Origin of the sequence: Puniceicoccus vermicola (assembly GCF_014230055.1) — a bacterium.
Lineage (GTDB): Bacteria > Verrucomicrobiota > Verrucomicrobiia > Opitutales > Puniceicoccaceae > Puniceicoccus > Puniceicoccus vermicola.
Genome location: NZ_JACHVA010000053.1, coordinates 13,368 through 39,069, shown reverse-complemented (window position 1 = coordinate 39,069; position 25,702 = coordinate 13,368). Strand labels below are relative to the sequence as shown.

Annotated in this window: 18 protein-coding genes; 7 read left to right on the top strand and 11 right to left on the bottom strand. The window is 56.2% G+C overall.

Features of this window, described 5'->3' with window-relative positions:
* Window positions 1–3: 3 nt before the first annotated feature.
* Window positions 4–3,564, bottom strand: coding sequence for a pyruvate:ferredoxin (flavodoxin) oxidoreductase (nifJ, locus tag H5P30_RS06255; protein ID WP_185692090.1), 3,561 nt, complete (start codon window positions 3,562–3,564; stop codon window positions 4–6).
* A 162-nt stretch (window positions 3,565–3,726) separates the two neighbouring features.
* On the opposite strand from nifJ, the gene H5P30_RS06250 reads away from it, so the two are divergent.
* Together H5P30_RS06250 and nth are read left to right on the top strand one after the other, a co-directional pair.
* Entirely contained in the window at window positions 3,727–4,407 is a 681-nt protein-coding gene (locus H5P30_RS06250) for a hypothetical protein (protein WP_185692089.1), read from the top strand.
* 40 nt (window positions 4,408–4,447) lie between these two features.
* The gene (gene nth, locus H5P30_RS06245; protein WP_185692332.1) at window positions 4,448–5,071 is read left to right on the top strand and encodes an endonuclease III; all 624 of its coding nucleotides are present in this window, start codon (window positions 4,448–4,450) and stop codon (window positions 5,069–5,071) included.
* A gap of 58 nt (window positions 5,072–5,129) precedes the next feature.
* Here the strand turns inward: nth and H5P30_RS06240 are convergent, their stop codons facing one another.
* Window positions 5,130–5,288 carry a small basic protein gene (locus tag H5P30_RS06240; RefSeq protein ID WP_185692088.1) on the bottom strand — a complete coding sequence of 53 codons (159 nt, stop codon included), beginning with the start codon at window positions 5,286–5,288 and terminating at the stop codon, window positions 5,130–5,132.
* 47 nt (window positions 5,289–5,335) lie between these two features.
* Complete coding sequence (locus tag H5P30_RS06235) at window positions 5,336–5,581, bottom strand: hypothetical protein (protein ID WP_185692087.1); 246 nt, start codon at window positions 5,579–5,581, stop codon at window positions 5,336–5,338.
* Window positions 5,582–5,764: 183 nt separating this feature from the next.
* Here H5P30_RS06235 and H5P30_RS06230 point away from each other — a divergent pair, with 183 nt between their 5' ends.
* The 3 genes from H5P30_RS06230 to H5P30_RS06220 all read left to right on the top strand — a co-directional run bounded on the left by H5P30_RS06230 (window position 5,765) and on the right by H5P30_RS06220 (window position 7,949).
* On the top strand, window positions 5,765–6,640 hold the full coding sequence (locus H5P30_RS06230) for a metallophosphoesterase (protein WP_185692086.1): 876 nt from the start codon (window positions 5,765–5,767) through the stop codon (window positions 6,638–6,640).
* A gap of 100 nt (window positions 6,641–6,740) precedes the next feature.
* Window positions 6,741–6,971 carry a hypothetical protein gene (locus tag H5P30_RS06225; RefSeq protein WP_185692085.1) on the top strand — a complete coding sequence of 77 codons (231 nt, stop codon included), beginning with the start codon at window positions 6,741–6,743 and terminating at the stop codon, window positions 6,969–6,971.
* 117 nt (window positions 6,972–7,088) lie between these two features.
* A complete protein-coding gene (locus H5P30_RS06220) occupies window positions 7,089–7,949 on the top strand; it encodes a glutamate--tRNA ligase family protein (RefSeq protein WP_343075432.1) in 861 nt (286 codons plus the stop codon).
* On the opposite strand, the gene H5P30_RS06215 is transcribed toward H5P30_RS06220, so the two are convergent.
* The gene (locus tag H5P30_RS06215) at window positions 7,946–8,461 is read right to left on the bottom strand and encodes a DUF2059 domain-containing protein (RefSeq protein WP_185692084.1); all 516 of its coding nucleotides are present in this window, start codon (window positions 8,459–8,461) and stop codon (window positions 7,946–7,948) included. The genes H5P30_RS06220 and H5P30_RS06215 overlap by 4 nt on opposite strands.
* A gap of 171 nt (window positions 8,462–8,632) precedes the next feature.
* Here H5P30_RS06215 and gad point away from each other — a divergent pair, with 171 nt between their 5' ends.
* Window positions 8,633–10,036, top strand: coding sequence for a glutamate decarboxylase (gad, locus tag H5P30_RS06210; RefSeq protein ID WP_185692083.1), 1,404 nt, complete (start codon window positions 8,633–8,635; stop codon window positions 10,034–10,036).
* Between the two features lie 36 nt (window positions 10,037–10,072).
* On the opposite strand, the gene trhO is transcribed toward gad, so the two are convergent.
* The gene (gene trhO / locus H5P30_RS06205; RefSeq protein WP_185692082.1) at window positions 10,073–10,915 is read right to left on the bottom strand and encodes an oxygen-dependent tRNA uridine(34) hydroxylase TrhO; all 843 of its coding nucleotides are present in this window, start codon (window positions 10,913–10,915) and stop codon (window positions 10,073–10,075) included.
* Window positions 10,916–11,172: 257 nt separating this feature from the next.
* Between trhO and hisA the strand changes: the two genes are divergently transcribed.
* Window positions 11,173–11,925 (top strand): 1-(5-phosphoribosyl)-5-[(5-phosphoribosylamino)methylideneamino]imidazole-4-carboxamide isomerase, encoded by a 753-nt coding sequence (gene hisA / locus H5P30_RS06200; RefSeq protein ID WP_221774296.1) that lies wholly within the window; start codon window positions 11,173–11,175, stop codon window positions 11,923–11,925.
* Between the two features lie 6 nt (window positions 11,926–11,931).
* On the opposite strand, the gene H5P30_RS06195 is transcribed toward hisA, so the two are convergent.
* The 6 genes from H5P30_RS06195 to H5P30_RS06170 form a co-directional block, all read right to left on the bottom strand.
* Complete coding sequence (locus H5P30_RS06195; RefSeq protein ID WP_185692081.1) at window positions 11,932–13,056, bottom strand: response regulator; 1,125 nt, start codon at window positions 13,054–13,056, stop codon at window positions 11,932–11,934.
* Between the two features lie 74 nt (window positions 13,057–13,130).
* Window positions 13,131–14,273, bottom strand: a complete 1,143-nt coding sequence (locus H5P30_RS06190; protein ID WP_185692080.1) for a response regulator — start codon at window positions 14,271–14,273, stop codon at window positions 13,131–13,133.
* A 33-nt stretch (window positions 14,274–14,306) separates the two neighbouring features.
* The gene (locus H5P30_RS06185; RefSeq protein WP_185692079.1) at window positions 14,307–15,347 is read right to left on the bottom strand and encodes a response regulator; all 1,041 of its coding nucleotides are present in this window, start codon (window positions 15,345–15,347) and stop codon (window positions 14,307–14,309) included.
* Complete coding sequence (locus tag H5P30_RS06180) at window positions 15,340–17,949, bottom strand: ATP-binding protein (protein WP_185692078.1); 2,610 nt, start codon at window positions 17,947–17,949, stop codon at window positions 15,340–15,342. The genes H5P30_RS06185 and H5P30_RS06180 overlap by 8 nt, the downstream gene beginning before the upstream one ends.
* Window positions 17,950–19,344 carry a class I SAM-dependent methyltransferase gene (locus H5P30_RS06175; RefSeq protein WP_185692077.1) on the bottom strand — a complete coding sequence of 465 codons (1,395 nt, stop codon included), beginning with the start codon at window positions 19,342–19,344 and terminating at the stop codon, window positions 17,950–17,952.
* Between the two features lie 77 nt (window positions 19,345–19,421).
* A complete protein-coding gene (locus H5P30_RS06170) occupies window positions 19,422–25,682 on the bottom strand; it encodes a type I polyketide synthase (RefSeq protein ID WP_185692076.1) in 6,261 nt (2,086 codons plus the stop codon).
* Between the last annotated feature and the right edge of the window lie 20 nt (window positions 25,683–25,702).

The window sequence follows — 25,702 nt, the reverse complement described above, 5'->3', positions numbered from 1 at the left end:
GGATTATTTTGCGGTTTTTGAGCCAGCAAGGTGGGTGTAGTACTCGTAACGGCGGGCGATGTTTCCTTCCGCAGACTCGTGAAGCATCTTCGCTCGTTCCGGATTGGAATTGAACAACATCCGGAAGCGTACTTCGTTTTCGATGTAGTCCTTGAGGGCGATTCGCGGCGCACTGGAATCCATTTGTAGTGGAGTTTCTCCACCTTCGGGACGCCGCGGATCAAATCGGAACAGGGGCCAGTAGCCTGACTGAACTGCTTTCTTCTGCTGGTCGATTCCGAAGTTCAGATTGTAGCCGTGGCCAACACAGTGGCTGTAGGCAATAATCAAGGACGGGCCGTCATAGGCATCCGCCTCGGCGATTGCGTCAAGGGTTTGCTTGTCCTTGGCACCAAGGGCGACGGAGGCGACGTAGATGTGTCCGTAGCTCATTGCTACGAGGCCGAGGTCCTTCTTGCCCTGGCTCTTCCCGCCGGCGGCGAACTTCGCGACAGCCCCCATCGGGGTTGATTTCGAGGCCTGGCCTCCTGTGTTGGAGTAGACTTCGGTGTCGAGAACGAGAACGTTGATGTTCTTCCCACTGGCAAGCACGTGATCCAAGCCGCCGAATCCGATGTCGTAGGCCCATCCGTCACCACCGACGCACCACACAGACTTCTTCACGAGAAAGTCAGCGAGTTGCATGAGGGCGACCGCACGAGGATCGGTGTTGCCGGAGAGGGTGATTTTTAGATCCGAGACACGGGCCCGTTGTTCGGCAATTTCCCGGTCGTTGGTCTGTGGCGCGGTGAGGAGGTCGCGAACTCGATTGTCCCCGACGGTGCCGCCGAGCATGCCGAGATATTCCCGAGCCATCTGAGCTTTCTTGTCGATCCCGAAGCGAATCCCGAATCCGAACTCCGCATTGTCTTCGAAGAGGGAGTTGGCCCAAGCGGGTCCTCTTCCATTCTGGTCGACAGTGTACGGGGTTGTCGGGAGGTTTCCTCCATAGATGGAGGAGCAGCCTGTGGCGTTGGCGATGACCAAGCGGTCTCCCATCAGCTGGGTGAGGAGCTTGATGTAAGGAGTTTCCCCGCAGCCTGCGCAAGCGCCGGAGTATTCGAAAAGTGGGCGACGCAGTTGGCTGGTCTTTACATCGAGCTTGAGCTGAGCCGGATCGATTTCGGGGAGTTGAAGAAACTCGTTGTAGTTCTTTCTCTCCTGTTCGATTGCATCCTCGAGCGGCGTCATGTTGATTGCCTTACGCCCGGGGTTCTTGCGATCCTTGGCCGGGCAGACGGTTACGCAGAGGTTGCAGCCCGTGCAGTCTTCCGGTGCCGTTTGGATGGTGAAGAGGAAATCATCCACCTCCTTCGATTTGTAGGGAATGGAGCGGAAGTTTTCGCTGAGTTCTTCGGTGCAGGATTGCGGAAATGCCTTTGCGCGGATCGCAGCGTGCGGGCAGACGAGCGAGCACTTTCCGCATTGAATACAGAGGCTCGGGTCCCAAACCGGGATGGCTTGGGCAATGCCCCGCTTTTCCCATTGGCTGGTGGCGGTGGGCCAGACTCCGTCCGGCGGGAAGGCCGAGACCGGGAGCAAATCTCCTTTTCCGGCGAGCATCACACCGGTAACCCGTTTGACGAAATCGGGTGCTTCTTCTGGCACGGGTGGGAGCATTTCGCGGGTGGAAGTGACTTCGGTGGCGCTGATCTTGACCTCGTGGAGGTTTGCCAGGGATTGGTCAACGGCCGCGAAGTTCTTTTCGACGATCGCTTGGCCTTTCTTCCCGTAGGTTTTCTGAATCGCTCCTTTGATCTTACCGATCGCTTCGTCGCGGGGCAGGATGCCCGAGATTGCGAAGAAGCAGGTCTGCATGACGGTGTTGATCCGGTTCCCCATCTTCGCTTCCCGCGCTACTTTGTAGGCGTCGATGACGTAGAACTTGAGCTTCTTTTCGAGGATGGTCTGCTGGGCATCCCGCGGCAGGCGATCCCAGATGGCTTCAGGGCCGTGTGGAGAGTTGAGCAGGAATACTGCACCTTCTCCGGCATAGGAGAGGACGTCGAACCGATCGATGAAAGAGAACTGATGGCAGCCGACGAAGCCTGCATTGGAAATCAAATACGGAGCTCGGATTGGCTTCGGACCGAAGCGCAGGTGGGAAACCGTCATCGCGCCGGACTTTTTACTGTCGTAAACGAAGTAGGCCTGGGCGTAATCGTCGGTCTCGGTTCCGATGATCTTAATGGAGTTCTTGTTGGCGCCAACGGTTCCGTCGGATCCCAGCCCAACGAAAACTGCGCGGAACGAATCCTCCGGTTCGATGTCGAGCGCGTTGCCGACCTCAAGAGATAGATGGGTTACGTCATCCTCGATTCCGACGGTAAAGTGGTTCTTCGGTGTCTCGGAGGCGAGATTGTCGTAGACGGCTTTGACCATCGCCGGAGTGAACTCTTTTGAGCCCAGCCCGTAGCGGCCACCGATCACGATCGGATCGGGAGATTCGATATCGTTTAAGCAACTGCGGCCTTCGGCGAGGGCAGAAAGAACGTCCTGATAGAGCGGTTCGCCAATGGCGCCGGGCTCTTTTGTGCGGTCCAAAACTGCGATACGACGCACGGTCGAAGGCAGGGCTTGCAGGAACCGTTTGACGGAGAATGGGCGGAAGAGGCGGATCTTGAGAACCCCAGTTTTGCGTCCCTGCTGGTTGAGCCATTCCGAGGTTTCTTCAGCAGTCTCGGCTCCGGATCCCATTAGGATCAGGACGTCTTCGGCATCCTCGGCTCCGGTATACTCGTAAAGGTGGTAAGAACGTCCGGTGATGCGGTGGAAGGTTTCCATCGTATCTTCGACGATCGTGGGCACCTGATCATAAAAGGTGTTAGCGGCTTCGCGTGCTTGGAAAAAGACGTCAGGGTTTTGAGCCGTGCCACGAAGGATGGGGGCATCGGGAGTCAGGCCTCTCTGCCGAAATTCGTGAATTTCCTTCATGGGAATCAGATCGCGCAGTTCCGAGTCGGAAAGCGTCTGATAGGTATTGATTTCGTGCGAGGTGCGGAAACCGTCGAAGAAATGGAGGAAAGGAATCCGCGATTTAAGAGTGGCGGCGTGGGAGATGGCGGCAAGATCCTGCGCTTCCTGAACGGAGTTTGAAGCGAGGAGGGCAAACCCGGTTTGGCGGCAGGCCATGACGTCTGAATGATCCCCGAAGATCGAAAGTGCATGGGTTGCCAAGCTGCGGGCGGTAACATGGAGGCAGAAGGGAGTCAGCTCTCCTGCGATCTTGTACATGTTGGGAATCATCAGGAGCAGACCCTGTGATGCGGTGAAAGTCGTCGAAAGGGTTCCCGCCTGCAGACTTCCGTGAATGGCCCCAGCCACTCCGCCTTCGGATTGCAACTGGCTAACCTCAGGAGTGATTTGCCAGAGATTGGGCTTACCCTGGCTGGACCACTCGTCACAGTGTTCGGCCATCGGAGTCGATGGAGTAATCGGATAAATCGCGATCGTTTCGCTTAACCGATAAGCTACAGAGGCGACGGCTTCGTTCGCGTCGTGGATGGAATACTGGGAGTTTTTCATGGGAGGCGATTAGTGATACTAAAGGAAAAAATAAAGTAAACAAGAAAAGCTTATACAATAGTGATGAAAAGTTTTCCTTCTGGGGCGGCGTAGAGTCATGAATCGGAGATCGAATCTCCGTGGGACTTGCTTCGAGGAGAGCAATCTCTCTTACTGATTTCTATGAAAATCCCGCCGAGTCTGCTTCTGTTATCATGGGTCTTATCCGCATCTGCGGCTCTAGCGGACGGGGAGGAAATTTCTTTGGCAGAGGCGATTCAGCCTCGCTCGGAAGAGGCGCGGTGGGACTTTAGCAGTTATTTTTTCATGGGGGATCAGATGGTTCCCGGTGGGACCGGTCGTGAAAAAGTCGTGGAAATCCGGGAGATCGAAGGGGTTACCATTTATCGGGTGGAGTTTTTGGTCGATGTGCGCGGTTTTCTCGACCGATTGTCCGGATCTCCGCTCGATCCGGACGCCTACAGCTATTACTGGGAGTATTTCGATGAGGAAGGGAGCCACAATTTCAGCGAGGATTGGGACGATCCGCAGGCGCCCGTTTCGCTGGAGGATTTTGACCTCACGATTCCTTATCCCGTGGAAAAGGGAGTTACGTATTCGTTCGGAGATGCCGATTACGAAGTCATAGACTTGGATAGGAAGATTGAGGTTCCGGCCGGCACCTTCGATACGGTGGTCTATCAGATGGTGAATCGCTACTCGGATGATCCGCAGGGCAAAGATCGCCAACGTTACTTCATGGCTCCGGGAGTGGGGTTGGTCCGGTGGGAGATGGATGTGGTCGACGATGAGGGAAATTGGGTCCTCGATGCGCGCGACGATCTCTTCAGCTACTCACTTTAAGAACTAGACCGAGAGGAGTCTAGGTGGAGCGGAACGAATGATGACGAAAAAGGAGAGAGTTGAGCTCATCCAAACCCGGCTGAACGAGTGGTTTCCAGAAACACCAATCCCGCTCGACCATTCTGATCCGTTCACTCTGTTGATCGCCGTTTTGCTTTCGGCACAATGTACGGACAAACGGGTGAATTTGGTGACTCCGGAGTTATTCGCGAGGGCTTCCTCTCCGGAAGAAATGGCTCAAGTGCCCGAGGAGGAGATTCGGGCGATTATCCGTCCCTGTGGATTGGCTCCCGCGAAGGCGAAGGCCATTTCAGGGCTTTCGAAAATTTTGATCGAGAAACACGGCGGTGAAGTTCCTCAGACTTTGGCTGAACTCGAAGAGTTGCCGGGGGTGGGGCACAAGACTGCTTCCGTCGTCATGGTGCAGGCCTTTGGTGAGCCGGCTTTTCCGGTCGACACGCATATCCATCGCTTGGCCCGAGTCTGGAAGCTCAGTTCCGGGAAGAATGTGGCCCAGACAGAGAAGGACTTAAAGAGGCTATTTCCGCGCGAGTCCTGGGGAAAGGTTCACCTGCAGTTCATCTTCTACGGGCGCGAAAAATGCCAGGCACGTGGGTGCGACGGAAAACGGTGCGAGCTCTGCCAAGAGCTGTTCGCCCGTTGATTGTTGAGGAGGGAAGAAGGAATCAACGCGCCGGGATTCGACGCGCAACCCGTGAGGATTACTCCTCGGGCTTGGTCTTCTTCAGGCCCACGACACGGTCGCCGGCCTTCCATTCGCCGCGCTTGCGAAGGAGTTCGACTCGTTCGAAGCGGGAAAGGACGTTACGTTTTTTGAGGCTGGCAGAGCCTCCAACTTGAAAACTGCGGTGCTGAGACATGGCTTTATGCGAAAAAGAGGTGGAGAATGCCGAAATTGGCGGAGGTATCAAGCCCCTTTTTCGGCCTTCTTGCGGCGAATCTGGTCGGTGACCGTCACTCGGAACATTTGGGAGGCCAACCAGAAGACTCCGGTAAGTGGCAGCGCGGTGAATCCGGCGAAGAACCAGATGAGCGCGGGTGTATGAGCTGGAACGAACGCCCGAAGCATGGTCGTCATGAACAGGAAGAAAAGTCCTGTGAGAACCAGATCAAATAGAATGGTCTTAGAAGAAGTAAGTTTTTCCGTGGACATGGGAAGTTCTAGTCATGATCGGGCTGATGGACCGTTTGGCAACCCTTAATCTTTCGCTTTGGGCTTCGGCGAAAAACAATCTGTGAGACCCTAAGCCATTGTGTGACAATATCGTAGCAAATCTGCTTTCACTTTGACCCACGGTTATTAGAGGCATTGATAGAGGAAACTCGTTTATGCCTTGTGAAGAAAGTTTCTCTGAAATTTAAGACCATCATCATCTCGGACGTCCACTTGGGGACACGGGATTGCCGTATTGATGAGGTGAATTACTTCCTGAAGCACACGCATTCGGAGCGGTTGATTCTCAACGGGGACATCATTGACGGCTGGAGCCTTTCGCGAAAAGGCGGGTGGAATAAGCAGCATACGCGGTTCATTCGGCTGATTTTGAAGAAGTTGGAGAAGAAAGATACCGAAGTGATCTATCTTCGGGGAAATCATGACGACATTCTCTATCGGTTTCTTCCGCTGGAATTCGATCGGTTGCACATTGTAAACGAGTTTATTCACAGCACAGCAGTCGGGGATTACTTAGTCGTTCACGGCGATGGATTCGACTCGATTACCACGAACCACAAGTGGATCGCGATTCTGGGCGACGTGGGATATCAGTCCCTTTTACGCATTAACCGGATCTACAACCGCTACCGTGCTTGGAGAGGGATGCCCTATTATTCCTTGAGTAAGCAAATCAAGGCCAAGGTGAAGAGTGCGGTGAGCTTTGTGGATAAGTTTGAGGATAAGTTACGGGATTTGGCTCGTTCTCGAAAATGCCGAGGGGTGATTTGCGGACATATTCACACAGCTGCGAACAAACAGATCGAGGACATCCACTACTTGAATAGTGGGGATTGGGTCGAGTCGCTCACCGCTCTGGTCGAAAACTTCGACGGAAGTTTCGAGATTTTGGATTTTAAGGAGTTTCAGCGCCGTTTGGACGAAAAGGCAGAGAGCAAAGCCAACTCCGACGCTCCACTGGCCGAACTTCCTCCGGTAGAGGAAGATCCCACCTGGGAGAAGGAACTCGCGTTGGCGGGATTTCGGGAGTCGGCCTGACCCGCCGGGCGCGGACTGCAGGGCAGGGCCGATCGCTCTTTCCTCATAGTCGGAGTCGAATCCTCTTGCGCCTTTCTGGGCTTCCATCCATCCCGACTGAATGGAAATCGAACGGAATCTCGGGAAACAACCCATTGCCGCGGTGATGGAGGAGGAAGGTTTGCGGGCGCACGACCTTGTCGAAGCTTCGGCCGACAGTCTTACTCACAAAATGGTTTCCCGAGCCTGCAAGGGCCGGAGATTGACCCCGAATACCAAGCGCAAAGTCATCAACGCCTTGGAGAAGAAAACGGGTAAGTCCTTTCCCAAGGAGGATCTCTTTAATTACTGAGGACTTGGATTGGGAAAGCTGATTTCTGCCTGGAAGTTGTCGATTGTTTGAAATCTGACTGATTCTAGAGACAGAGTCGGATTGCGAAATGAGTCGGAAGTCGGCAGTTAGGAAGGAGTGACCCCAATTTATTCATCCTACCGCGGTCGGCTGGCGCCAACCCCCTCCGGATTGCTGCATGCGGGTCACGCGCGCACATTTCTGGCCGTATGGAGGAGGGTACGCGAAGAGAGCGGAACTCTGGTTTTCCGGGTGGAGGATATTGATCGCGAGAGGTGCCGTCCGGAGTTTGAGGTCGCGGCGCGCGAGGATCTCGCTTGGCTCGGGATCGACTGGGACGAGGGTGGAGGCCGCGAGGGAGATTTCGGCCCCTATCGACAAAGCGATCGAGGGGAGCTCCATCGGCAAGTGTGGCTCCAGTTGATTCGGGACGGATGGGTCTATCCGGCAGATTTTTCCCGGAAAGAAATCCTCAGACATCAACCTCGACGGGAGTCAGATGGCGGAATCCTTTTCCCGGATGCCCTCCGGGAAGCTCACGAATCAGGTCAGACCGCAGAACCGAATCCGGCCATCAACTGGCGGTTTCGGGTTCCGGATGGAGAGATCATCGAGTTTGAGGATGGGGAGAAGGGGCGGCAGCGTTATGTCGCCGGCAAAGATTTCGGAGATTTTCTCGTCTGGCGCAAAGCGGGAGGGCCCTCTTATGAGTTGGCTGTGGTCGCCGATGACATCGCTATGAAGATTACGGAAGTCGTGCGAGGGGAGGATTTGCTCCTCTCGACAGCGCGGCAGCTCTTGCTCTACCGAGCGTTGGGAGCAGTGGCACCTGGGTTTCGCCATGTGCCTCTAGTACGCGATCGGGCGGGTGTGCGGCTCTCCAAGACCGCCCGCTCGGTGGCAATTCGCGAGCTGCGGGACGAGGGGTGGTCTCCGGCGCAGATCTTAGCTTGGCCGGACCGCGGCGATCAGTCCTAAGAGCCCGTCGTTGAAACTTCGTCCAGGTTTTCCTGCAGTTTCTGCTGGAAGCGTTGCATCATCGGCCCGATCTGCTGTTGGTAGCGCTGCATGAAGCTCTGCATCAATTTCGGCTGCTTTTGAACAAACATCTGGCCGACCGGGCTGGAGTAGAACTCGATCAGCTGGTCGACTTCGGTCTGGGTAAAAGTCTCTTCGAATGACGGAACATACATCTTCAGCAAGAAGTCGTAGTTGAGTTCTTCGCGCAGCCATTCATTCATCGCTTCCCGGGTTTGGTCGAGCTGGGCCTGCTCTTCTTCGTCGAGAGGTTTCCCCTGAGTCGCTTGATTGATCGAAACCTCCATGACCTGCTCCATTTGGTCCATAGTCTGATCGATAATCTTTTTCGTCTCCATCAAATCGAGCAGTTCGACGATAGACTCTTTGGAAGGAGTTTGTTCGTCCTCAGCGAATGTAGAAGTGAAAGATCCGAGAAGGAAAAGGGGAAGGGCAATCCAGCAACGATTCATAGGCTGACAAGGGTAAGATCGAGCGATCCTTAGGGTCGAGTCAGAATCTTCGATCTGCGGGGCAGTTTGTCGGGGAAATCAGACGTCGGTAGCCGACCTTAGCGGTTGACGTAAGTTTGACAGGCTGCAGGCTGTTTGGAGCACTTCTAACCGCAACTCCACAGACTCATCATGCTACATAAGAAAGCCGATCCGCAGCCTCACGAAGAGAACCTCAATCCGACTTTCGGGTCACGATACATTTCCACGGAAATTCCAAGGTACTCGATGCCGGAGAGCGAGATGCCTCCGCAGACGGCGAAGCAGATCATCCATGATGAGTTGATGCTGGATGGAAATGCCCGCCTCAACCTCGCGACCTTCGTGACGACTTGGATGGAGCCGGAGGCCCGGGAGCTCATGCAGGAGACGTTCGAGAAGAACATGATCGATAAGGATGAGTATCCGCAGACTGCTGAAATTGAAATGCGGTGTGTGAATATCCTCTCGCGCCTTTACAATGCTCCCGAGAAAGAGTCTCCTTGCGGCTGCTCGACGATCGGCTCCAGTGAGGCCGCTATGCTGGGCGGAATGGCGTTGAAGTGGCAGTGGCGCAAGCGTCGTCAAGCTGCCGGAAAACCTGCCGATAAGCCCAACCTTATTTTGGGAATCGACGTGCAAGTTTGCTGGGAAAAATTCTGCCGCTATTGGGAAATCGAGCCCCGGTACATTCCGATTGAGAAGGGCCGCTACATGATCAACCCGGAAGAGGTGATCGAGCGTTGCGATGAAAACACCATCGGGGTCATTGGTATCCTCGGGACCACCTTCACCGGCCAATATGAGCCGATCGCGGAAATCAACGACGCCCTCGAGGAACTCAACTCCAAGACAGGATGGGAGATTCCTCTTCACGTGGACGCCGCGAGTGGCGGATTCGTTGCTCCCTTTCTCCAGCCGGATTTGAAGTGGGACTTCCGCCTCAAATGGGTGAAGTCGATCAACGTCTCCGGGCATAAGTATGGACTCGTTTATCCGGGAGTGGGCTGGATCATCTGGCGCGACGAAGACGAATTGCCGGAAGAGTTGGTCTTCAAAGTAAATTATCTCGGAGGAGATATGCCGACCTTCGCACTGAACTTCTCGCGTCCTGGGAATCAGGTCGTGGCCCAATATTACAATTTTATCCGTCTCGGAAAGGAAGGGTATACCCGCCTGATGGAATCTTCCCGTGACACGGCTCGGTTCCTTGCCAAAAAGTTGGAAGAGCTCGGAGTCTTCGAAATTCTCGGTCCCGGGGAGGATATTCCCGTTCTCGCCTTCCGGATTAAGGAAGATGCGGATGTGAATTTTACCGTCTTCGACATTTCCGAGCAAGTCCGTCACCGCGGTTGGTTGATTCCGGCCTACACTCTCCCGGAGAACGCTGAAGATATCGCGGTCTTACGGATTGTGGTGAAAGAAGACTTCAGCCGGGATATGGCCATGCTGCTCCTCGAAGATCTCCAGCGCATCCTCGATCATTTCGACGAGTTGCCGGATCATCGGAAAGTCAAAGACGACCCGAACGACGGGAAACATCGTCCGAAGTGCTAACCGGCACGGGCGATATTCGCCCGCCGGGCCACAGGCTCAGGCCATCTTAGCCCGCTTCAATTTGCCGCACTCGTGATCGTCCATCTCCTCTGCGGGGATGGGCAGTTGGCAGTGCTCGCAAATGATGTGTTTGCCGGGTTTTAGATCCTGGTCGACGGATACCCGCTCATCGAAGACGAAACATTCGCCGTCCCAGAGGCTGTCGGACTGCGGAGTTTCTTCGAGGTAGCGAAGGATGCCACCTTTCAAGTGGTAAACCTCACGAAACCCTCGTCGGAGGAGAAGGTTCGTCGCCTTTTCACAGCGAATCCCACCGGTGCAGTACATCGCAACCTTGGCATTTTCCTTCGGATCCAGATTCTTATCCACCCACTCGGGAAACTCGCGAAATGTCTCGGTATCCGGATCGATCGCTCCCTTGAACTTTCCGACCTTCGTCTCGTAGTGATTTCGCGTATCGATGAGGGTCACGTTTTCCTCGGCAAGAAGCCGGTTCCATTCCTCGGGGTCCAGATACTTTCCGACTCCCTCTCGAGGATCCGTTCCCTCGACGCCCAAGGTGACAATCTCATTCTTGAGTCGCACCCGCCAACGTTTGAAGGGTCGCTTCTCACAGCGGGAATAGCGAATTTCCAGATCTTCCAGTCCTTCCCGGGATTCCAGCACCTCTAAAAAAGCCCCGACCTTCTCCGGCAAACCAGCGATCGTTCCATTGATCCCCTCCGGGGCCACAAGGATCGTTCCGCAAAGGTCCGCTTGCCGTCCAGCCTCAAGGATCCATTCCTTCATCTCCTCAACGTCTGCCACATCGGTGAACCGATAAAGGGCCGCAACGAGGAGCTCCGGTGGCATTTCGGTGTCTGAAGAGTGAGTGGTCATCTGGCCATTCCATCTCATCCAGAGGCGGGTCGTCAATCCCTCTGCTGATAGGAGAGATTAGCAAAGATGTCCGGTTTCAGCGGGAAGTTTGGGTGGTCGGATGCGGTTTGGACTAATGGATCCGATCGTAATATTCCCCTTTTCTCTGCGAGGCGTGCTCGAGAGTGATTTGTCAATTTAAAGAGAACAGTTCTCTTGGGACTGGCTTCCTGAGCGAAAAGGGCGGAATTCAGTTGAGTTGGGGCTAGGCCTAAATCATGAAACAGAGAATGTTTACGATTTATCCTGCCATTGATCTACGCGGAGGGCGCTGTGTTCGGTTACTTCACGGCAAAGCCGAACATGAAACCGTTTATTTTGAAGATCCGCTGGAGGCTGCAGAAAAATGGATCGCGGAAGGCGCTGAATGGCTGCATGTCGTGGATTTGGACGGAGCTTTTACCGGGAAGCCGGCGCATTTGGAGGTGATTTCTCGGATTGCGGCTCTTGGATGCAAAATCCAGGTCGGTGGCGGTATCCGGAATGAGGAAATCGTCGAGAGCACTTTGGCTGCCGGGGCGTCGCGGGTGGTTCTGGGCACGTCTGCGGTGGAGAAACCGGAGTTTCCGGCGAATGCGGTTTCCCGCTTTGGCTCCCAATCGATCGCCGTCGGGCTCGATGCGAAAGACGGAAAACTAGCCCTTCGGGGTTGGGTGAAGGGTACGGAGATCAATACCCTGGATTTTGCCCGAAAGATGGAGGATGTCGGAGTCGAGACCGTGATCCATACCGATATCGCCACTGATGGTGCCCTGACTGGCCCCAATCTGCTCAGTCAGGCGGAGTTGGCCGATTCGTGCGGGTTGTCCGTGATTACCTCGGGGGGCGTCTCCTCGCAGGCGGATGTCGAAGCTTTGGCGAAACTCTCGCAGGATCACGCCAATATTGCCGGGGTGATTGTCGGCCGCGCCCTTTATGAGGGCCGTGTAAGCGTCCGTGAAATGATCGAGTCGACGAAACCGGGGAAATAGTTCCGCTTAGATTTCGTCGTCGGGTGAGTACGGGCGGTTCACTGGGATGTTGAGATGAATCCGCAACCGTCCCGTGCTGTCGGTGTCGCAACTAAGGTCGATTCCCGAATACTCGGCAAGGTTGCGGCAGGTTGCCATATGGAGACCCAGTCCCCGAACCTTTCCGGTAAGGTTTAGGCTCGAGGCCGCATACGGAGAAAAAATGGTTTCTGTGGAGCCGGCGGTTTCCAGTAGGGGGTCGAGCCCCTTCCCTTGGATCTGCAAGTGGAGAACCTTCTCGTCTTCATCCGACGAGAACCAAGCCACTAGGCTGATGCCCTCAAGGTTCGGTTTTCCCGACTGAGCAATCTTCGACAAGATCATTTTCAGGATCTTCAATGGCCCGGTGCAGACCTCTGCCGCTTGGTCTTCGGATCCGCTGAAAAATACGGAGCAGCGGGTAGGAAATTCGGAAGAGCTGATCCACTCTTCCAAATCCCGAAAACTGAATCTTCTGTCGACTGCCGGATTCTGAGGCCGATTGCTGCTCAGGTAATCCATCATCTCTACGAAAATGCTGTGGAGCTCCTTGCCGCTTTTCTCGATGTAGGTCGCCATCTCGCGGTGTTCGGGAGATTTGAGCTCATCGGCGAGGAATCCGGAGAATCCGATCATGCCGTTCAGCGGAGTGTTGAATTCATGGCACAACACGGAAAAAACCTCGTCGTGCATGCTCATCATGCTCTCCCGGAACCTTTCGGTTCGCTGTTTTTCCTCAAAATAGAGGCGATGGGCGTTGGAAATGAGCTCCCGCAGGTAAAGCAGATCGCAAGGTTTGGTCAGGTAGTTGAAAGCTCCCAAGTTTACGGCCTCAATCGCAGATTCCATCGATTGGTGAGCGGTGAGGATGATGACCTTTTGCTGGGTATCGATTTTCCGAAGCTCGCGCAGGGTGCTAATTCCATCGAGGTCGTGCATCCGCAGGTCCAGCAAGACGACGGGAAATGACTCATTTTTTGCGGCTTCAATGGCTTCGCGACCAGTCGCGGCTAAACGAACGGAATATTCGTTTTGTAAGCCGAATTCCAATGTTTCTCTGACGAGGGGCTCATCGTCGACGACGAGAATGGGTTGTTTAGCGGCCTGCTCCATCTGATAAGATCGTGAACTTTCTTCAAGCTAAGCAGATTTTGAAGAAATCACGAATCAATAATTTATCAAACAGTTTAAGGCAGGGGGGGATGAGCCGAGAAGTAGAAACGGAAGGTGAGTCCGGATCCTTCCCGCTGGTCCACCTTCATCTTTCCTCCGTGAGCACGCACGTGGAAATAGGCACAGATCAGAAACACACCGAAGTTGCGTGGGTTGGCGCTGCGGACATTGAAGGGATAGAGAAAGTCGTTGGGGGACACCCCGGAGCGAATGGACTGCCGATCGGCGATCTCGATGGAAACGCCGTGGCCTTGGTCGCCTTTGAGTGAGACGGAGACGGATGAATCGCTGTTGAGCGAAACCACTTCTTCGGCGATCATGAAGTGGAAAAAGTCGGCCAGCCTCTCGCGGTCTCCGGTCACGACAAAGGGGCCATCCTCCTTGGTAATCTCGAAATGTATCTTCTTCCCGTCGCAAAGCTCCTGATTGCGTTGCAGGCAATGATCGAGCAATTCGGCGAGGTCGACTGATTCCAGACGGTCAGATTCCAGAGGCGCATCCACGAGGCGCAGGTGGGAAATATTTTCAGAAGTGGCTCGGATGTGTTCCCGGATCCTCTTGAGGAACGATAGGTAGGATTCGTCGTCGCTGTCGTCCATTTTCTCGCTGATCTTCGAGATCAGGAGGTCGAAAGGGCAGAGAGCATTGTCGACGTAGTGGCTGAGGCTAATGGCGACTGTCCCAATCTCCGCCACCTTTTCGTCGAGGACGATATCTTTCAACTCTTCCAGTCGCAGGTTCACGAATTCGCGGTCTCGGGTGGAGAGGTCAAAGCTTTCGCGGGCCTGGGCGATTTCTTCCCCGAGGGTCTGAAGATTCCACGGTTTTGAGATGAAGCGAAAGACCGACCCTTCGTTGATGGCTCCGACCAATGTATCGATTTCCGTGTAAGCAGTGGTCAGGAGGCGGATCTTGTCGGGGAATCTCTCCCGTACCTCATGGAGAAACTCGATTCCGTTGCCTCCGGGCATCTTTTGGTCGGCGATGACGACCCCGATTTTGTCCGAAGAGTTTTGGAGAACTTCCATCGCTTCGGCGGTCGAGGAGGCTGTGAAGACCGGAAACTTATTGCGAAAGGCTTTCTCAAAGATCTTCAGCGCCCTCGTTTCATCGTCGACGAAGAGGACAGAAGGTTCAGAACGAGCAGGACTGGTCATGAGAAGCGATAGGAAAGGATTGTTGTTTCAGCCTCAAAGAGACATTGAATCCCATTTGTCATAGAGCATGGAGAGCTCCTCCTCAAGAGCAGAATGCTCCGAAAGTGATTTTGGCGCAAATTTAGCGATCTCCTGTCCCCCGGATTGTACGGCGAGGGTGCTTGATTCTGCCTCCAGAAGGGGCAATAGCCGCAGGACTTCCAAAGCGATTTCGGAGGGTTGGGGCTCGGTCAGAACCCCGAACAGCGAGTGCAGGAGTTCAGATTCCCGGCCTGCTTCAATCTCCAGGATCAGTTCTTTCTCGGACCCGGAAAAATCTTTACGGCAATTCGCTTGGAGCGGGCCCTTCTCCAAGAGCTGGACCAGCTTCTGAAGAGATTCCTCCAGAGACGAAGAGCCGGATTTCCAAAACGCGAGAATGGTCTCATGGGCCTCCCGCTCCTGCTGCATGAAATCCCGGAGACCTCCTCTCAGGAAGGATTGCCCGGCGCTGGCAGGGTTCGATTCCAGGGTAGGGGGAAGGGCTCCGATCAAACTGTAGAGAGCCGTGCCGAGGTCCTTGCTCTCTTTGCCTTCGAGCAAACCGGAGAGGAGCTGGAGAGTCTTGGTTCGGTCGGAAAGCACGATCCGCTGGAAGGTGCTCATCTTAATCGCCATGAGCTCATTCCTCTCGGTGAGGATCGAGTAATAATCGTAGGCACGCCGGAGGATCATCTGCAGTTCCTGCAAATCCCAGGGCTTTACGACGTATTGGTAGATACGGCCTTGGTTGACCGATTGGATCGCGCTGTCCAGGTCGGAGTAGGCCGTTGTCAGGATGCGGATCTTCTCGGGGTATCGGGCGCGGACCTGAGTGAGAAACTCGACTCCCGTCGTTTCGGGCATCCGTTGGTCGGAAACGATCAGCGGGATGTTCTCGGCCTCGCGTTCGAGGATCTCGAGGCCCTCCTTTGGATTGGTCGCGGTATGAACGGTGAAGGTCCTTCCAAAGGCTTTGGCAAAGTACTTCAATGCCTTTTCCTCGTCATCGACGTAAAGGATGCCTGGCTTAACATTCTCGGTTGGGTCACTCATGATCTTCTTTGGTTTGAGATTCCGGAATAAAAATAGTGAAAGTGGTTTCCTGATTCGGGATCGCCTTTACTTCCATCGAACCCCCGTGATTCTCTACAATTGTTCTGCAAATGGAAAGCCCCATTCCCATGCCTTCTCCAACATCTCTTGTGGTGAAGAAAGGATCGAAGATTCGTTTGATGATTTCCTTGGGGATCCCCGGACCATTGTCCGTGCAGGATAGAAGAAGACCTTTGTCCGTTTTCTCGGCGCGGAGAATGATCCGCGGATGAGGGTTGTCGGGTTCCTCGTGGAGGGCGCGACCGGCATTGGTGAAAAGGTTAATGAGGACGTGGAGCCACTGGGTCTTTTGCCCATCGAGGGTGAGGTCGTCGGAAAATTCCTCGACGAACTCGATGTCCTCTAGCTCTCGGGTAGCGATCTTGCGCGCCGGGTCGACGATCTCGCGAATTGGGAATCGGCTCTGGCGGCCCGGTTTTTCGGGGTAGGCGAATGTCTTGAGATCCCGGATGACGTCGATGACTCGTTTGATCCCGTCGCGGATATCGGCGACCGTTTCTTTCGAGTCTTCATCTAAGCCCTCCGGATTCATCTCGAGGAGCTGGATTCCCGAAAAGGCGTAGTTCAGAGGATTGTTGATCTCGTGGAGCAGCCCGGCGGAGAGCGAACCGAGAGCGTTCATTTTCTCACTTTGGATGAGTTGGGCTTCGGTTTGTTCGAGTTTGTGCAGGGTTTCCTGTAGCTCGGTATTCCGCTCCCGGAGTCGTTTTTGGAGTTCGCCCGAGCGCAGGAGATTATCGATGCGGGTTTGCAGTTCGAGACTGCTGAATGGCTTCAGGAGGAAGTCATCGGCTCCGGCCTTCAGCGCTTCCATCTTCGACTCTTCGTCGACTCGCGCGGTGAGGATGACGATCTTCCGGTCCGAATGCTTGGGATCCTGGCGCAGGTCGTGGCAGATCGAGAGACCACTGCGATCGGGAAGCATCCAGTCCAGGAGGAGGAGGTCGGGCTGGAACTCTTCGACCAGCGCTTCGGTCTGGCTCCCTTCGCGCACGAGGACGACTCGATGCTTTTCCGAGAGAAACCCGGATATGTAGCGAAGAACGTCCGGCTCGTCCTCGACCACCAAGACGGTGAACTGTCCCGATCCGAGGACGCGGACATCGTCCGAATTTTCGACCTCGCGGTTAATGAAGGTGCGGTCGGCCGAGCGAAAGGCCTCGCGGAAGGGTTCGGAGTCCTCCTCGTTGCTGCCGCTCGGTTCGAGCAGGGGAACGGTCTCGTCGTGGGCGGCAGCCACTGGAAGATCTGCGGTGAAGGTGGACCCTCGTCCGGATTCGCTGGCCACACGGAGAGTGCCTCCGTGCTGCTCGACAAGTTCTTTGACGAGTGCGAGCCCAATGCCCACCCCCTGTGATTGGCGGCCCGAATCTCCAGAGACTTGATAAAAGCGGTCGAAGATTTTCTCTTGGTCGGCCAGCGAGATTCCCACTCCCGTATCGGCCACGCTGATGAGTTCACGGTCCCCCTGCCGTTCCCAGCTTACCGAAATCGTTCCACCCCGGGGGGTGAACTTGACTGCATTGGTCAACAGGTTGAGGACGACCTTTTCCAGCTTGGCGGGATCGGCCTCCAGGGTGTCTTCGGAATTCCCTTCGAGAAGGCGAATCGAAATCCCCTTTGCCAGACCGAGGTGGCGCACCGAGTCCACGATGCCTCCGAGGTAGGGCTCCAGCCGGAATCGTCGGAGGGAGAGGACATTCTCCCCTTGTTCCATTCGGGTCAGGTCCAGCAAGTCGTTGATCAGTTTCAGCAACCGGAGAGCATTACGCTGGGCGAGGAGAAGATTCTCGTGGATTTGAGGCGGCAGATCGTGCGATTTCTTGAGGATCGTCTCAACCGGGCCGAGGATGAGCGTCAGCGGGGTGCGAAGCTCGTGGGTCACGTTCGAGAAGAAGTTTGTCTTGAGCCGGTCGAGGGCCTGCAGCTCTCGGTTTTGCACGTCCAGTTGGTGGCGCAGTTGAAAATCCGAGAAGCGGGCTCGTGATTGTATGCCCGAAGAAATTACGCAGATAGCGCCGGTGATGAAGACAAAGAAACTGTTGTTGAGGAAAACAGGCTGGGCGAGAATCCCCATGCCCGATGCGGAGAGGCACGCCCCGACATACAGCAGGAGGCCAACGGCGGAGACCGTTGCGGTTTCCCATATCGTCCATGGCATCAGAATCGAGATGCTCAGCAGAATGAGATTGATGCCAGCATAATAGGGGGAGTAGGCCCCATTGGTGACGAGAGTCATGCCGCAAAAAACCGCGATGTCGAGGATCGCAATAATGATCCCGAACCAGATGAGCGCGGTGCGATGCAGCCGCAATCGCGTCAGGAGTAGCAATGCCGAAAAACCGATGGCGACAGCGAGTCGGATTTTCAAGAGATGGGGACTGCTCTCCGGGTAGACGAGAAGGTCGATAAGATAGCCGGGAGGGAAAAAGAGAATCGAAAATAGCAGGGCAATCCGCAGCCGGACGAGGCGGCGGTGATTATCGACTTGGTGGTACTCCGAGAGGATTTCTGGAGTGGCCGTTGATTCCCGGGAAGACATCTACGGTTTGCGAATGGAGAGGAACACGTTCACTCCAGTTTCATCCGTTTCGACTTTGGGGGAGCTGCCGGATGGAGCCAGGGAGAGCATGTTCTCTTCGTCGCGATAGATCAAATACCATTCGAGGAGGTGCTCCATAGTGCAACGGTCCGGGTTGGTCGGCGTTACGTTGGTGGCCATGGGCAGTCCCCCGGGTTTGACCCAGCGGTAGTAGAGGCTGACGAGGTTTCGACAGACGTTGTCGGGAAAGTAATCGAACAGGCCCGCGCAATAAACGACATCATAGGTGGGGACGATTTCCTCTTTCTGGTCGTGCACGTCTTTGAGCAGTTCGTCGATCGAGCGCTGGATAAACTTGATCATCGGCTGCCGTCCCGACTCCCGAATGGCTTCTTCGATCCGGCCGGAAGTATATTCCAGTGTCTCTTCGTTGAAATCCATCAGAGTAAAAACGCACTCCTCACAGGCATCATTTTCGCGGATGAAGCGCTGGACCTCGACGGCTGGGCCGCACCCGACGTTGAGGATGTTGCAAGTGCGCATCTCGTCTTGCACGCGGTTCGCTTCTTCGGCGAGGTGATTCTGCAAGAAATCGATGCGGTTGCGGTGCGCTGCGCAGGCGGCCACATTCGTTTGAATGTCTTGGAAAATCCGGGCGTAGGTGTTGTTCCCTCGGCTCGTCGATTCCTGCAACATCATATTGACCATCTCGTAGTCGCCCGCGTACCCGAGCGGTTTCGAGTAGGTGCGGTGGGCGAAAGGAGCGCAGAGGATGAATGGATGCAATTCCCGGCGGGCAAAGGCCTTGTAGACCGGGACTTCCTCGGGCGGAATCTTCCGCGCCTCCGATTCGAACAGACGAAAAAATTCCCCCACTTTTCCGATGACCGGGCGCTCGATGGAGCCGCGGAAACTCTCTTCGCTGACCTGGTTGTGTTTCGAATCCTCAAGTAGAGCGACTTCGACCTCCTCGATCCAGCGGCTGATTTCCGAGAAAAAGGTCCCCATTTTATTCACGACCAGTTGGTAGGAAGGGGAGAGGTCGTGGCCTTTTTCCCATCCGTGGATGAAGTCCTGGATCTCGGTTTCCAGACTTTTCCCCGGACGGAGGGCTCCCGGGTCGCTCCACGCGTCGGTGAAGGTCGCCGAGACGATGGTCATGAGCCCGGTCGTCACGATGCTGGTGACGACCCCTTTGCCGCGGTAGATGACACGTTCTCCGCGCGAGATGAGGATTTCCTGCATCACCTCGCTCAGTTGCACGACCGAAAACGGGTTGTAGACCTCGAATACGGCCATCGAACGAGTTATGTGGACGAGTGTGCCCCTCCCGCGAGCGCCTTGACTGTTGCGGAAGGAGACGACGCTATCAATGCCTGTGACCGTTTGTTCCAAAATAGTAGAGTGGTTGGGGGTGAAGAGTTGCGAAGATAAGAGGGAATCGGTGAAAATTCAAAATATTTGCCGACTGATTATTCGGAGGAATCGACCCGCGAGAGGATGACGGAGCACAGGTCCCGAATGTTCGGACCCTTGAGGAATTCCATGGCCGGGATCATGACACCGGTGCGCTTTTTGAGCTCTAGGCTCAACTCCAGGAGTAAAAGCGAATCGACACCCATGTTGCTCAGCTTCGAGTCCGAGTCGATCCGATCGACTGGAATCTTCAGAATGGTCGAGAGTCCCTCGGCCAGTCGCCGCTCAACGATCGAAGTCCGTTCTTCCGGAGTTTTGCCAGCAATGGATTCACGTAGTTCTAATAAAATTGGGTCTTCCTCTCCTCTCGAGGATTGTTCGGTGTGCTTGCGGAAACGCGTGTCGGTGGTCAGTGCCGGATGGCTCTCCTTCCAGCGGTTCCAGTCCACCGAAAAGGCGGCGACGTGGGGCAGGTCCGCCTTCAGCGCTCGCCGCAGAAATCGCAAGGCCTCCTGATTGGTGAGGCCCTCGACTCCCGCCGAGGTCAAAATGCCTTCGAGGTTGGCGGACCGGGCGATGACCCCGGTTTCTGCAAGGGCCCCCCAGTTGATCGAGATGGCCGGAGCGCCCTTTTTCCGGAGTCTTTGGGCCATGGCGTCGAGAATACCGTTTGCGGCAACATAGTTGGCCTGGCCGCGATTTCCGATCAGCGACGAAATGGAAGAGTAGAGGACGAGGAAATCGAGTTCGGAACAGGGCAGGGCCTTCTCGATCGCGAGGAGTCCGCCCACTTTCGGCCGCATGACTCGTTCGAATCGCTCAGGGGTCATCTCGGGGAGGGGCGCGTCGTCAAGAACCATGGCCGCGTGGATGACTCCGGCCGGGTGAAGTCCCTCCGAGTTCATGAGTTCGCCGATGCGTCGTAGGGTCGGCTCGTCCGTCACGTCGCCCGCTTCGACCAGCACCTCCGCGGTCTCGTCCGAAATCTGGGTGAGGCTTTCTTCCAGTCCGTCCACGTCCCGTCCGCGGCGGCTGAGGAGAATGATCCTGCCCGCGCCTTCCCGGGCCAGCCACTTCGCCGTTTCCAGACCGAAGCCGGAGGTTCCACCGGTGATGAGGTAGGCCCCGTCGCGATGGATTTCCCCCGGTATGCGCGTTGAAGCGGGGATGTCCACCGTGCCGGTAGAGAAATCGAGGATCACTTTTTCGTGGCCCTTTCCCGCAACTTCGAATGCCTCGTGCACTGCGGAGGCGGGGAATTCCCGGCAAGCCGGCAGGTTGTATTCGCCCCGGTTAAATCGACCCACCATCTCTTCCAGTAGTTCCCGGATCAAAGTGGGCCGTTGCTTCAGGAGGCGGTCCGTATCGACTGAGGCGAAAAGAAGGTTTTCGTTGAAGGCCCGTAAAGGTAATGCCCCGTTCTCCAGGATACGCCTCTTCCCCGTCTCGATGAAGCGTCCGCCGGGGCGAAGCAGGGAAAGGCTCTCCGAATGATCGCGGGTGGATGAGGGGCTGAGAATCACGTCGAAACCTTCGTCTCCGATATCCCGCCGGATCGTTTCGACCAATCCCGCATCTCCGGCAGCATAGACTCGCCGGACTTCCTGAGTTTTTTCGAGGTCGTGAGCTTCGTCTTCATCGGCTGTCGCGAAGATCGTGGCACCGATGCGACGAGATACGGCGACCGCGGCCCGGCCCACTTCGCCGGAGGCTTCTAGAATCAACACCCGCTCCTCGGCTCGGAGAGATGCGACTCCTTCGAGCGCGTGGGTTGCGGTGACGTAGGCCATTGAGATGCCGGCGGCTGCCTTTCCAAGCCCTTCCGGGGCGGCGACGAGAAGGTCGGCGGAGACGGTTGCATGGGAACAAAACGCTCCAGGGACGAAGCCGATGACTTTGCGTCCGATCATGTCTGGGCCGACTTCTGTGCCAGTGCGCACGATTTCTCCCATGCATTCCAGGCCGAGATGATCTTCGGAGAAAGTATCGCGGGTGGCGATGCTACTCAGCTTGCCAAGGACTTTGAGTGTATCCTTTTCGCCGATGCCTGCGGCGAGGACTCTGATTTCCACCTCGCCTGGACCCGGCTCTTGTCTTTGAGCGCTTCGATATCCGAGGCCGTCGATACGCCGGCCCGCATCCGGATGTAAGGCGATCGGTTCGTCGACCGAGGTGGTGATGAGAGGGATTGTGGCGGTCGGCAGTGGCTCTCTTTTCAATCGACGAACCTGCCGTTCTCCCCGCAACCAGGCGATCTCTCCCCGCGAGTCCGCCGAGATTTCGTTCAGGATGATTCCGGTTCCGTCGGATTCGTTGCCGAGGTCGATGGATCGGAAACTGCCGGAATGGCTTTCGTTGATAGCCAAGGTCCCCAGGGCCGCGAATGCCGCTGTCGTAAGGGTTCCCCTTTGGCCGGAGTCGAGGCCCGGTGTGCTGTTTCGAGTGACAACGGTCAGGTCGTAGGGGTGCTCGAATGACTGGAGGGCGCGGGCGATTTCCAGAAACTTCTGATGAGGGGATAGGATTGCTTCGTAGTCTTCCGAATCGCACGGAATCGTTCCGAGGAAGGTGAGGATCGGGCCTCCTTCGGGGAGGGTTCGCTTCAACGCTTCGAGGATTTGTGAGGAAAGGTCGCCGCTTTCATTGAGTCGGAGTACTTCTCCGCCTTGATTCTGGAGGGACTCGAGTAGAGCGGTGTCGGTCGATTTTTCGTCGGCGATGAGGAGTGCCGAACCCATCAACTTGGGGTCGTCTACGGGTTCCAGTGGCTCCGGTTCCCATTCGGGGATGTAGCTGTCGTTCTTTTCCCCGAGCGCAGCTTCGGTGTCTACCGATTGGCAGGTGACGTTTTCGACGATGGCGACCGCCCGGCCCTCCTCGTCGGCGATCCAGACGTCGCCGTCGAGAGACTGGGCCGTTTGCTTGCGCAGTCTACCAAAGGCGTGGAATCGAGTGCCCTTCGTGCCGAAAAATTGGACACGACGAATACCATTTGGGACATACAGGTTCTCTCCTCGTGCGATGTAGAGAATAGGTTGGAGGCAGGCATCGAGAATTGTGGGGTGAAGCGTGTGCCCGTCTTGGTGGAGATCGCGGTCACCCGTATCGATGGTGGCGAAGAAACAATCGGGGCCCAGCTGGATTTCTTCGATAGGGCGGAATGCGGGGCCGTAGTGAAGTCCGCGGCGTTCCATCTTTTCATACAGGGCCTTGAGGGGAAGCGGGCGGGGGGCTTGTTCCCGGGCCGATGCGATGTCGAGGGTGGGCGCTTCGCTCTCGTCTGAGCCGGGGGAGATTCTTCCTCGCGCATGGCGCTGATGGCTTTCGAGTTCGTCCTGCACGCGGCTGGCGATCTCGAAACGGCGGGTTTCCGGATCGAGGGAAGAAACGAGGTGTTGAAGTCGTTCGGATTCGACGATGAGGAACTTCTCGAAATCCACGTCGCTTAGCACGCAACTCCGGGTGCCGTGAACACTCTGGTTGAGGAGGAGCGCCGCTTCGATGTAGCCCATACCCGGGAAAACCACTTGGTTCTGCACTCCATGGTCAGGGAGAAATGGGAAAAAGCCCCGATTGATCTCTACTTCCCAGGTGGGGTGCGCTGCGTGGATTTTCTGGTTTTGGTAAATGGGCCCGGGGAGTCCGAGTCGGTCCATCCGCGCTTCCGGGGTTTCGCTCCAATAGGATTGACGCTGCCACGGATAGGACGGCAACCGGACAAATCGACCCGACGAGGGCGAGAGGGCTTTCCAGTCCGGAGATATTCCAGAGTCGTATAGGTCGGCCAGTGACGTGCGCATCGTGGCGAGTTCCGCTTCCTTGCGGCGAATCGAGGGAAAGAGGTGGATGGCGTGTCCCCGGTCAGCAGCGACCTCTCGGATGGAATTGCCGAGGACCGGATGCGGGCCGACTTCCAGGAAATGGCCGAACTCCTTGTCGAGCAGGGTAGCGGTCGCGGCGGCGAAGCGAACGGGTTGGCGGACGTTCTTCCACCAGTAATCCGCCGTCCATTCGCTGCCGTCCGAGAAATCCCCGCTGACCGTCGAGATCAGCGGAATTTTCGGGCTTTTCGGAGAGAGTGATTCGAGCGAAGACAGGAGCTCATCCCGAAGTGGTTCCATCTGCGGGCTGTGGTAAGCCACTTCGACGCGGAGAAATTTATGGAAAAGGCTCTCCTCCTCGAGACGCGAGGCAATCGATTGCAGGGCCTCCGAATCTCCGGAAAGCGTGACAGATGCGAAGCTGTTGATCGCTGCGACCGAGACGCCCTCAACCCCTTCGAGGTAGGGAGCAACTCCTTCTTCCGAGAGTCCCACGGCCAGCATCTTCCCTTTGCCCGCCTCTTGTTGCTGGAGACGACTACGGTGGTAGCTGACGGCGACCGCTTCTTCCAAGGTATGGACTCCGGATAGATAGGCCGCCGAGACTTCTCCAACACTGTGGCCGACGATGGCGCTGGGCTCAATGCCCCAGGATTGCCAGAGCCGAGCCAAAGCCACCTGTAGAACGAAATTCGCCGGTTGGGCGACTTCCGTGCGGGTCATGCGGGAGTCGGCTTCGCTCGCGAGCATCGCTTCGGCGATCGACCAACCACTGACGCGCTGAAATGAAGCGTCGATCTCGTCGAGTGTTTCACGACAGATCGGTTCCTTCTCGAAGAGTTCTCGACCCATCGCCCACCACTGCGGGCCCATACCAGTGCAGACGAATACGGGTCCCTTAGCGGGTGAAGCCGTTTCTCCCGAAAGGCGAATTTCGGGAGATTCCTCTCCGGTCGAAGCTGCCATCAGCTTCGACCGGAGATCTTGAGCGCTGGAGGCGATGATCGCTCCCCGATGACTTAGGTGGGATCGCCGTTCTGTTAAGCTGTGGTAGAGGTCGTCGAGTTGTAGATCTTTCCGGCGCCGGATCGTGAAGGCCAGGCGCGAAGCGGTCTCGCGCAGGGCCTCCGGGCTCCTCGCCGAAAACGGGAAGATCCGGGGAGTTTCGTTATCGGGATTCTGGGTGGCCGGGGTGGGGGCTGGAGGGCTGGAGAGAATGATGTGGGCATTCGTGCCGCCATAGCCGAATGAATTGACGCCGGCGAAGAGCTCGGCCTTTTCTTCGAAAGTGGGGAGAGCCTCGCTTTTCTCGGGAACTTTGAGGCAATATTCGTCGAAGGGAATCTTGGGGTTGGGGTTCTGGAAGTGGAGGTTTTGGGGAACCTTTCGGTGACGGAGGATCAATGCGGTTTTGATGATTCCCGCGATACCCGCAGCGGCTTCGAGGTGACCGATGTTGGTCTTCACCGAGCCGACGGTCAGGGGGTTGGAGCGGCCTTCCCGAAACACTGCGTCCAGAGCCCGCGCCTCGGCCGGATCTCCAGCCTGAGTTCCGGTCCCATGAGCCTCCACGTAATCGACGGAGCCAGGTGCGACGCCCGCGTTCTCGTAGACTTCTCTCATCAGAGATTCCTGCGCTTCGCTGTTCGGTAGAGAGATGCCCGAGGTGCGCCCGTCCTGATTGATCCCCGATCCGCAGATGACGGCGTGGATAGCGTCCCCGTCGGCAATCGCTTTGTCCAACGGTTTCAGCAGCACCATAGCCGCCCCTTCACCGCGGGCATATCCGGCCGCCGTCGTGTCGAAGGTTCGGCAATTCCCGTGGTCCGAGAGAAAATGCCCCTTGCTCATCATGATCGGATATTCCGGACGCATCATGACGTTGGACCCGCCGGCCAGGGCCAGCTCGCATTCTCCATTTTCGATGGAGCGGCAGGCGCAGTGTAAGGCGACTAGGGAGGAGGAGCAGGCTGTATCGAGGGTGAAACTAGGTCCCCGTAGGTTGAATACGTAGGAAAGTCGATTCGCAAGTATTGTCATCGACCCGCTCGTCGCCGAGTGGGAGGATACCTGGGTGCGGTTCGCGGGTTGAGATATCTGGAGAAGATGATCGAGGCAGAAGCCTCCGAGAAAGACTCCTGTTCGGGAATTCTCAATACGTTCCAAGGGGATTCCCGCGTCTTCGAAGGTTTCCCAAGCGCTCTCCATGAGTAGGCGCTGTTGCGGGTCTATTCCGTTCGCTTCGCGAGGCGAGATTCCGAATGCCATGGGATCGAAACGCCGCACGTCGTTTTGCAGGAATCCCCCGCGGGCTACATAGGTTTTGCCTGGGCGCGCCGGGTCCGGGTCGTAAAACCGACGGAGATCCCAGCGGTCGCTGGGGACGGGAGCGATCGCATCGCCCGCCTCGCATAGAAACTTCCAGAATGTGTCGGGGCTTTCACTGGTAGGAGGGAGCCGGAGGCCGATTCCGATGATCGCGATTTTTTGAGGCATCAATGCTTGGTTTTAGAGAA

Coding starts and splice junctions, on each gene's coding strand:
- hisA (WP_221774296.1), top strand. CDS start 11,173: ATGAAACAGAGAATGTTTACGATTTATCCTGCCATTGATCTACGCGGA.
- H5P30_RS06190 (WP_185692080.1), bottom strand. CDS start 14,273: ATGACCAGTCCTGCTCGTTCTGAACCTTCTGTCCTCTTCGTCGACGAT.
- H5P30_RS06185 (WP_185692079.1), bottom strand. CDS start 15,347: ATGAGTGACCCAACCGAGAATGTTAAGCCAGGCATCCTTTACGTCGAT.
- gad (WP_185692083.1), top strand. CDS start 8,633: ATGCTACATAAGAAAGCCGATCCGCAGCCTCACGAAGAGAACCTCAAT.
- H5P30_RS06240 (WP_185692088.1), bottom strand. CDS start 5,288: ATGTCTCAGCACCGCAGTTTTCAAGTTGGAGGCTCTGCCAGCCTCAAA.
- trhO (WP_185692082.1), bottom strand. CDS start 10,915: ATGACCACTCACTCTTCAGACACCGAAATGCCACCGGAGCTCCTCGTT.
- H5P30_RS06250 (WP_185692089.1), top strand. CDS start 3,727: ATGAAAATCCCGCCGAGTCTGCTTCTGTTATCATGGGTCTTATCCGCA.
- nifJ (WP_185692090.1), bottom strand. CDS start 3,564: ATGAAAAACTCCCAGTATTCCATCCACGACGCGAACGAAGCCGTCGCC.
- H5P30_RS06235 (WP_185692087.1), bottom strand. CDS start 5,581: ATGTCCACGGAAAAACTTACTTCTTCTAAGACCATTCTATTTGATCTG.
- H5P30_RS06180 (WP_185692078.1), bottom strand. CDS start 17,949: ATGTCTTCCCGGGAATCAACGGCCACTCCAGAAATCCTCTCGGAGTAC.
- H5P30_RS06225 (WP_185692085.1), top strand. CDS start 6,741: ATGGAAATCGAACGGAATCTCGGGAAACAACCCATTGCCGCGGTGATG.
- H5P30_RS06215 (WP_185692084.1), bottom strand. CDS start 8,461: ATGAATCGTTGCTGGATTGCCCTTCCCCTTTTCCTTCTCGGATCTTTC.
- nth (WP_185692332.1), top strand. CDS start 4,448: ATGACGAAAAAGGAGAGAGTTGAGCTCATCCAAACCCGGCTGAACGAG.
- H5P30_RS06170 (WP_185692076.1), bottom strand. CDS start 25,682: ATGCCTCAAAAAATCGCGATCATCGGAATCGGCCTCCGGCTCCCTCCT.
- H5P30_RS06195 (WP_185692081.1), bottom strand. CDS start 13,056: ATGGAGCAGGCCGCTAAACAACCCATTCTCGTCGTCGACGATGAGCCC.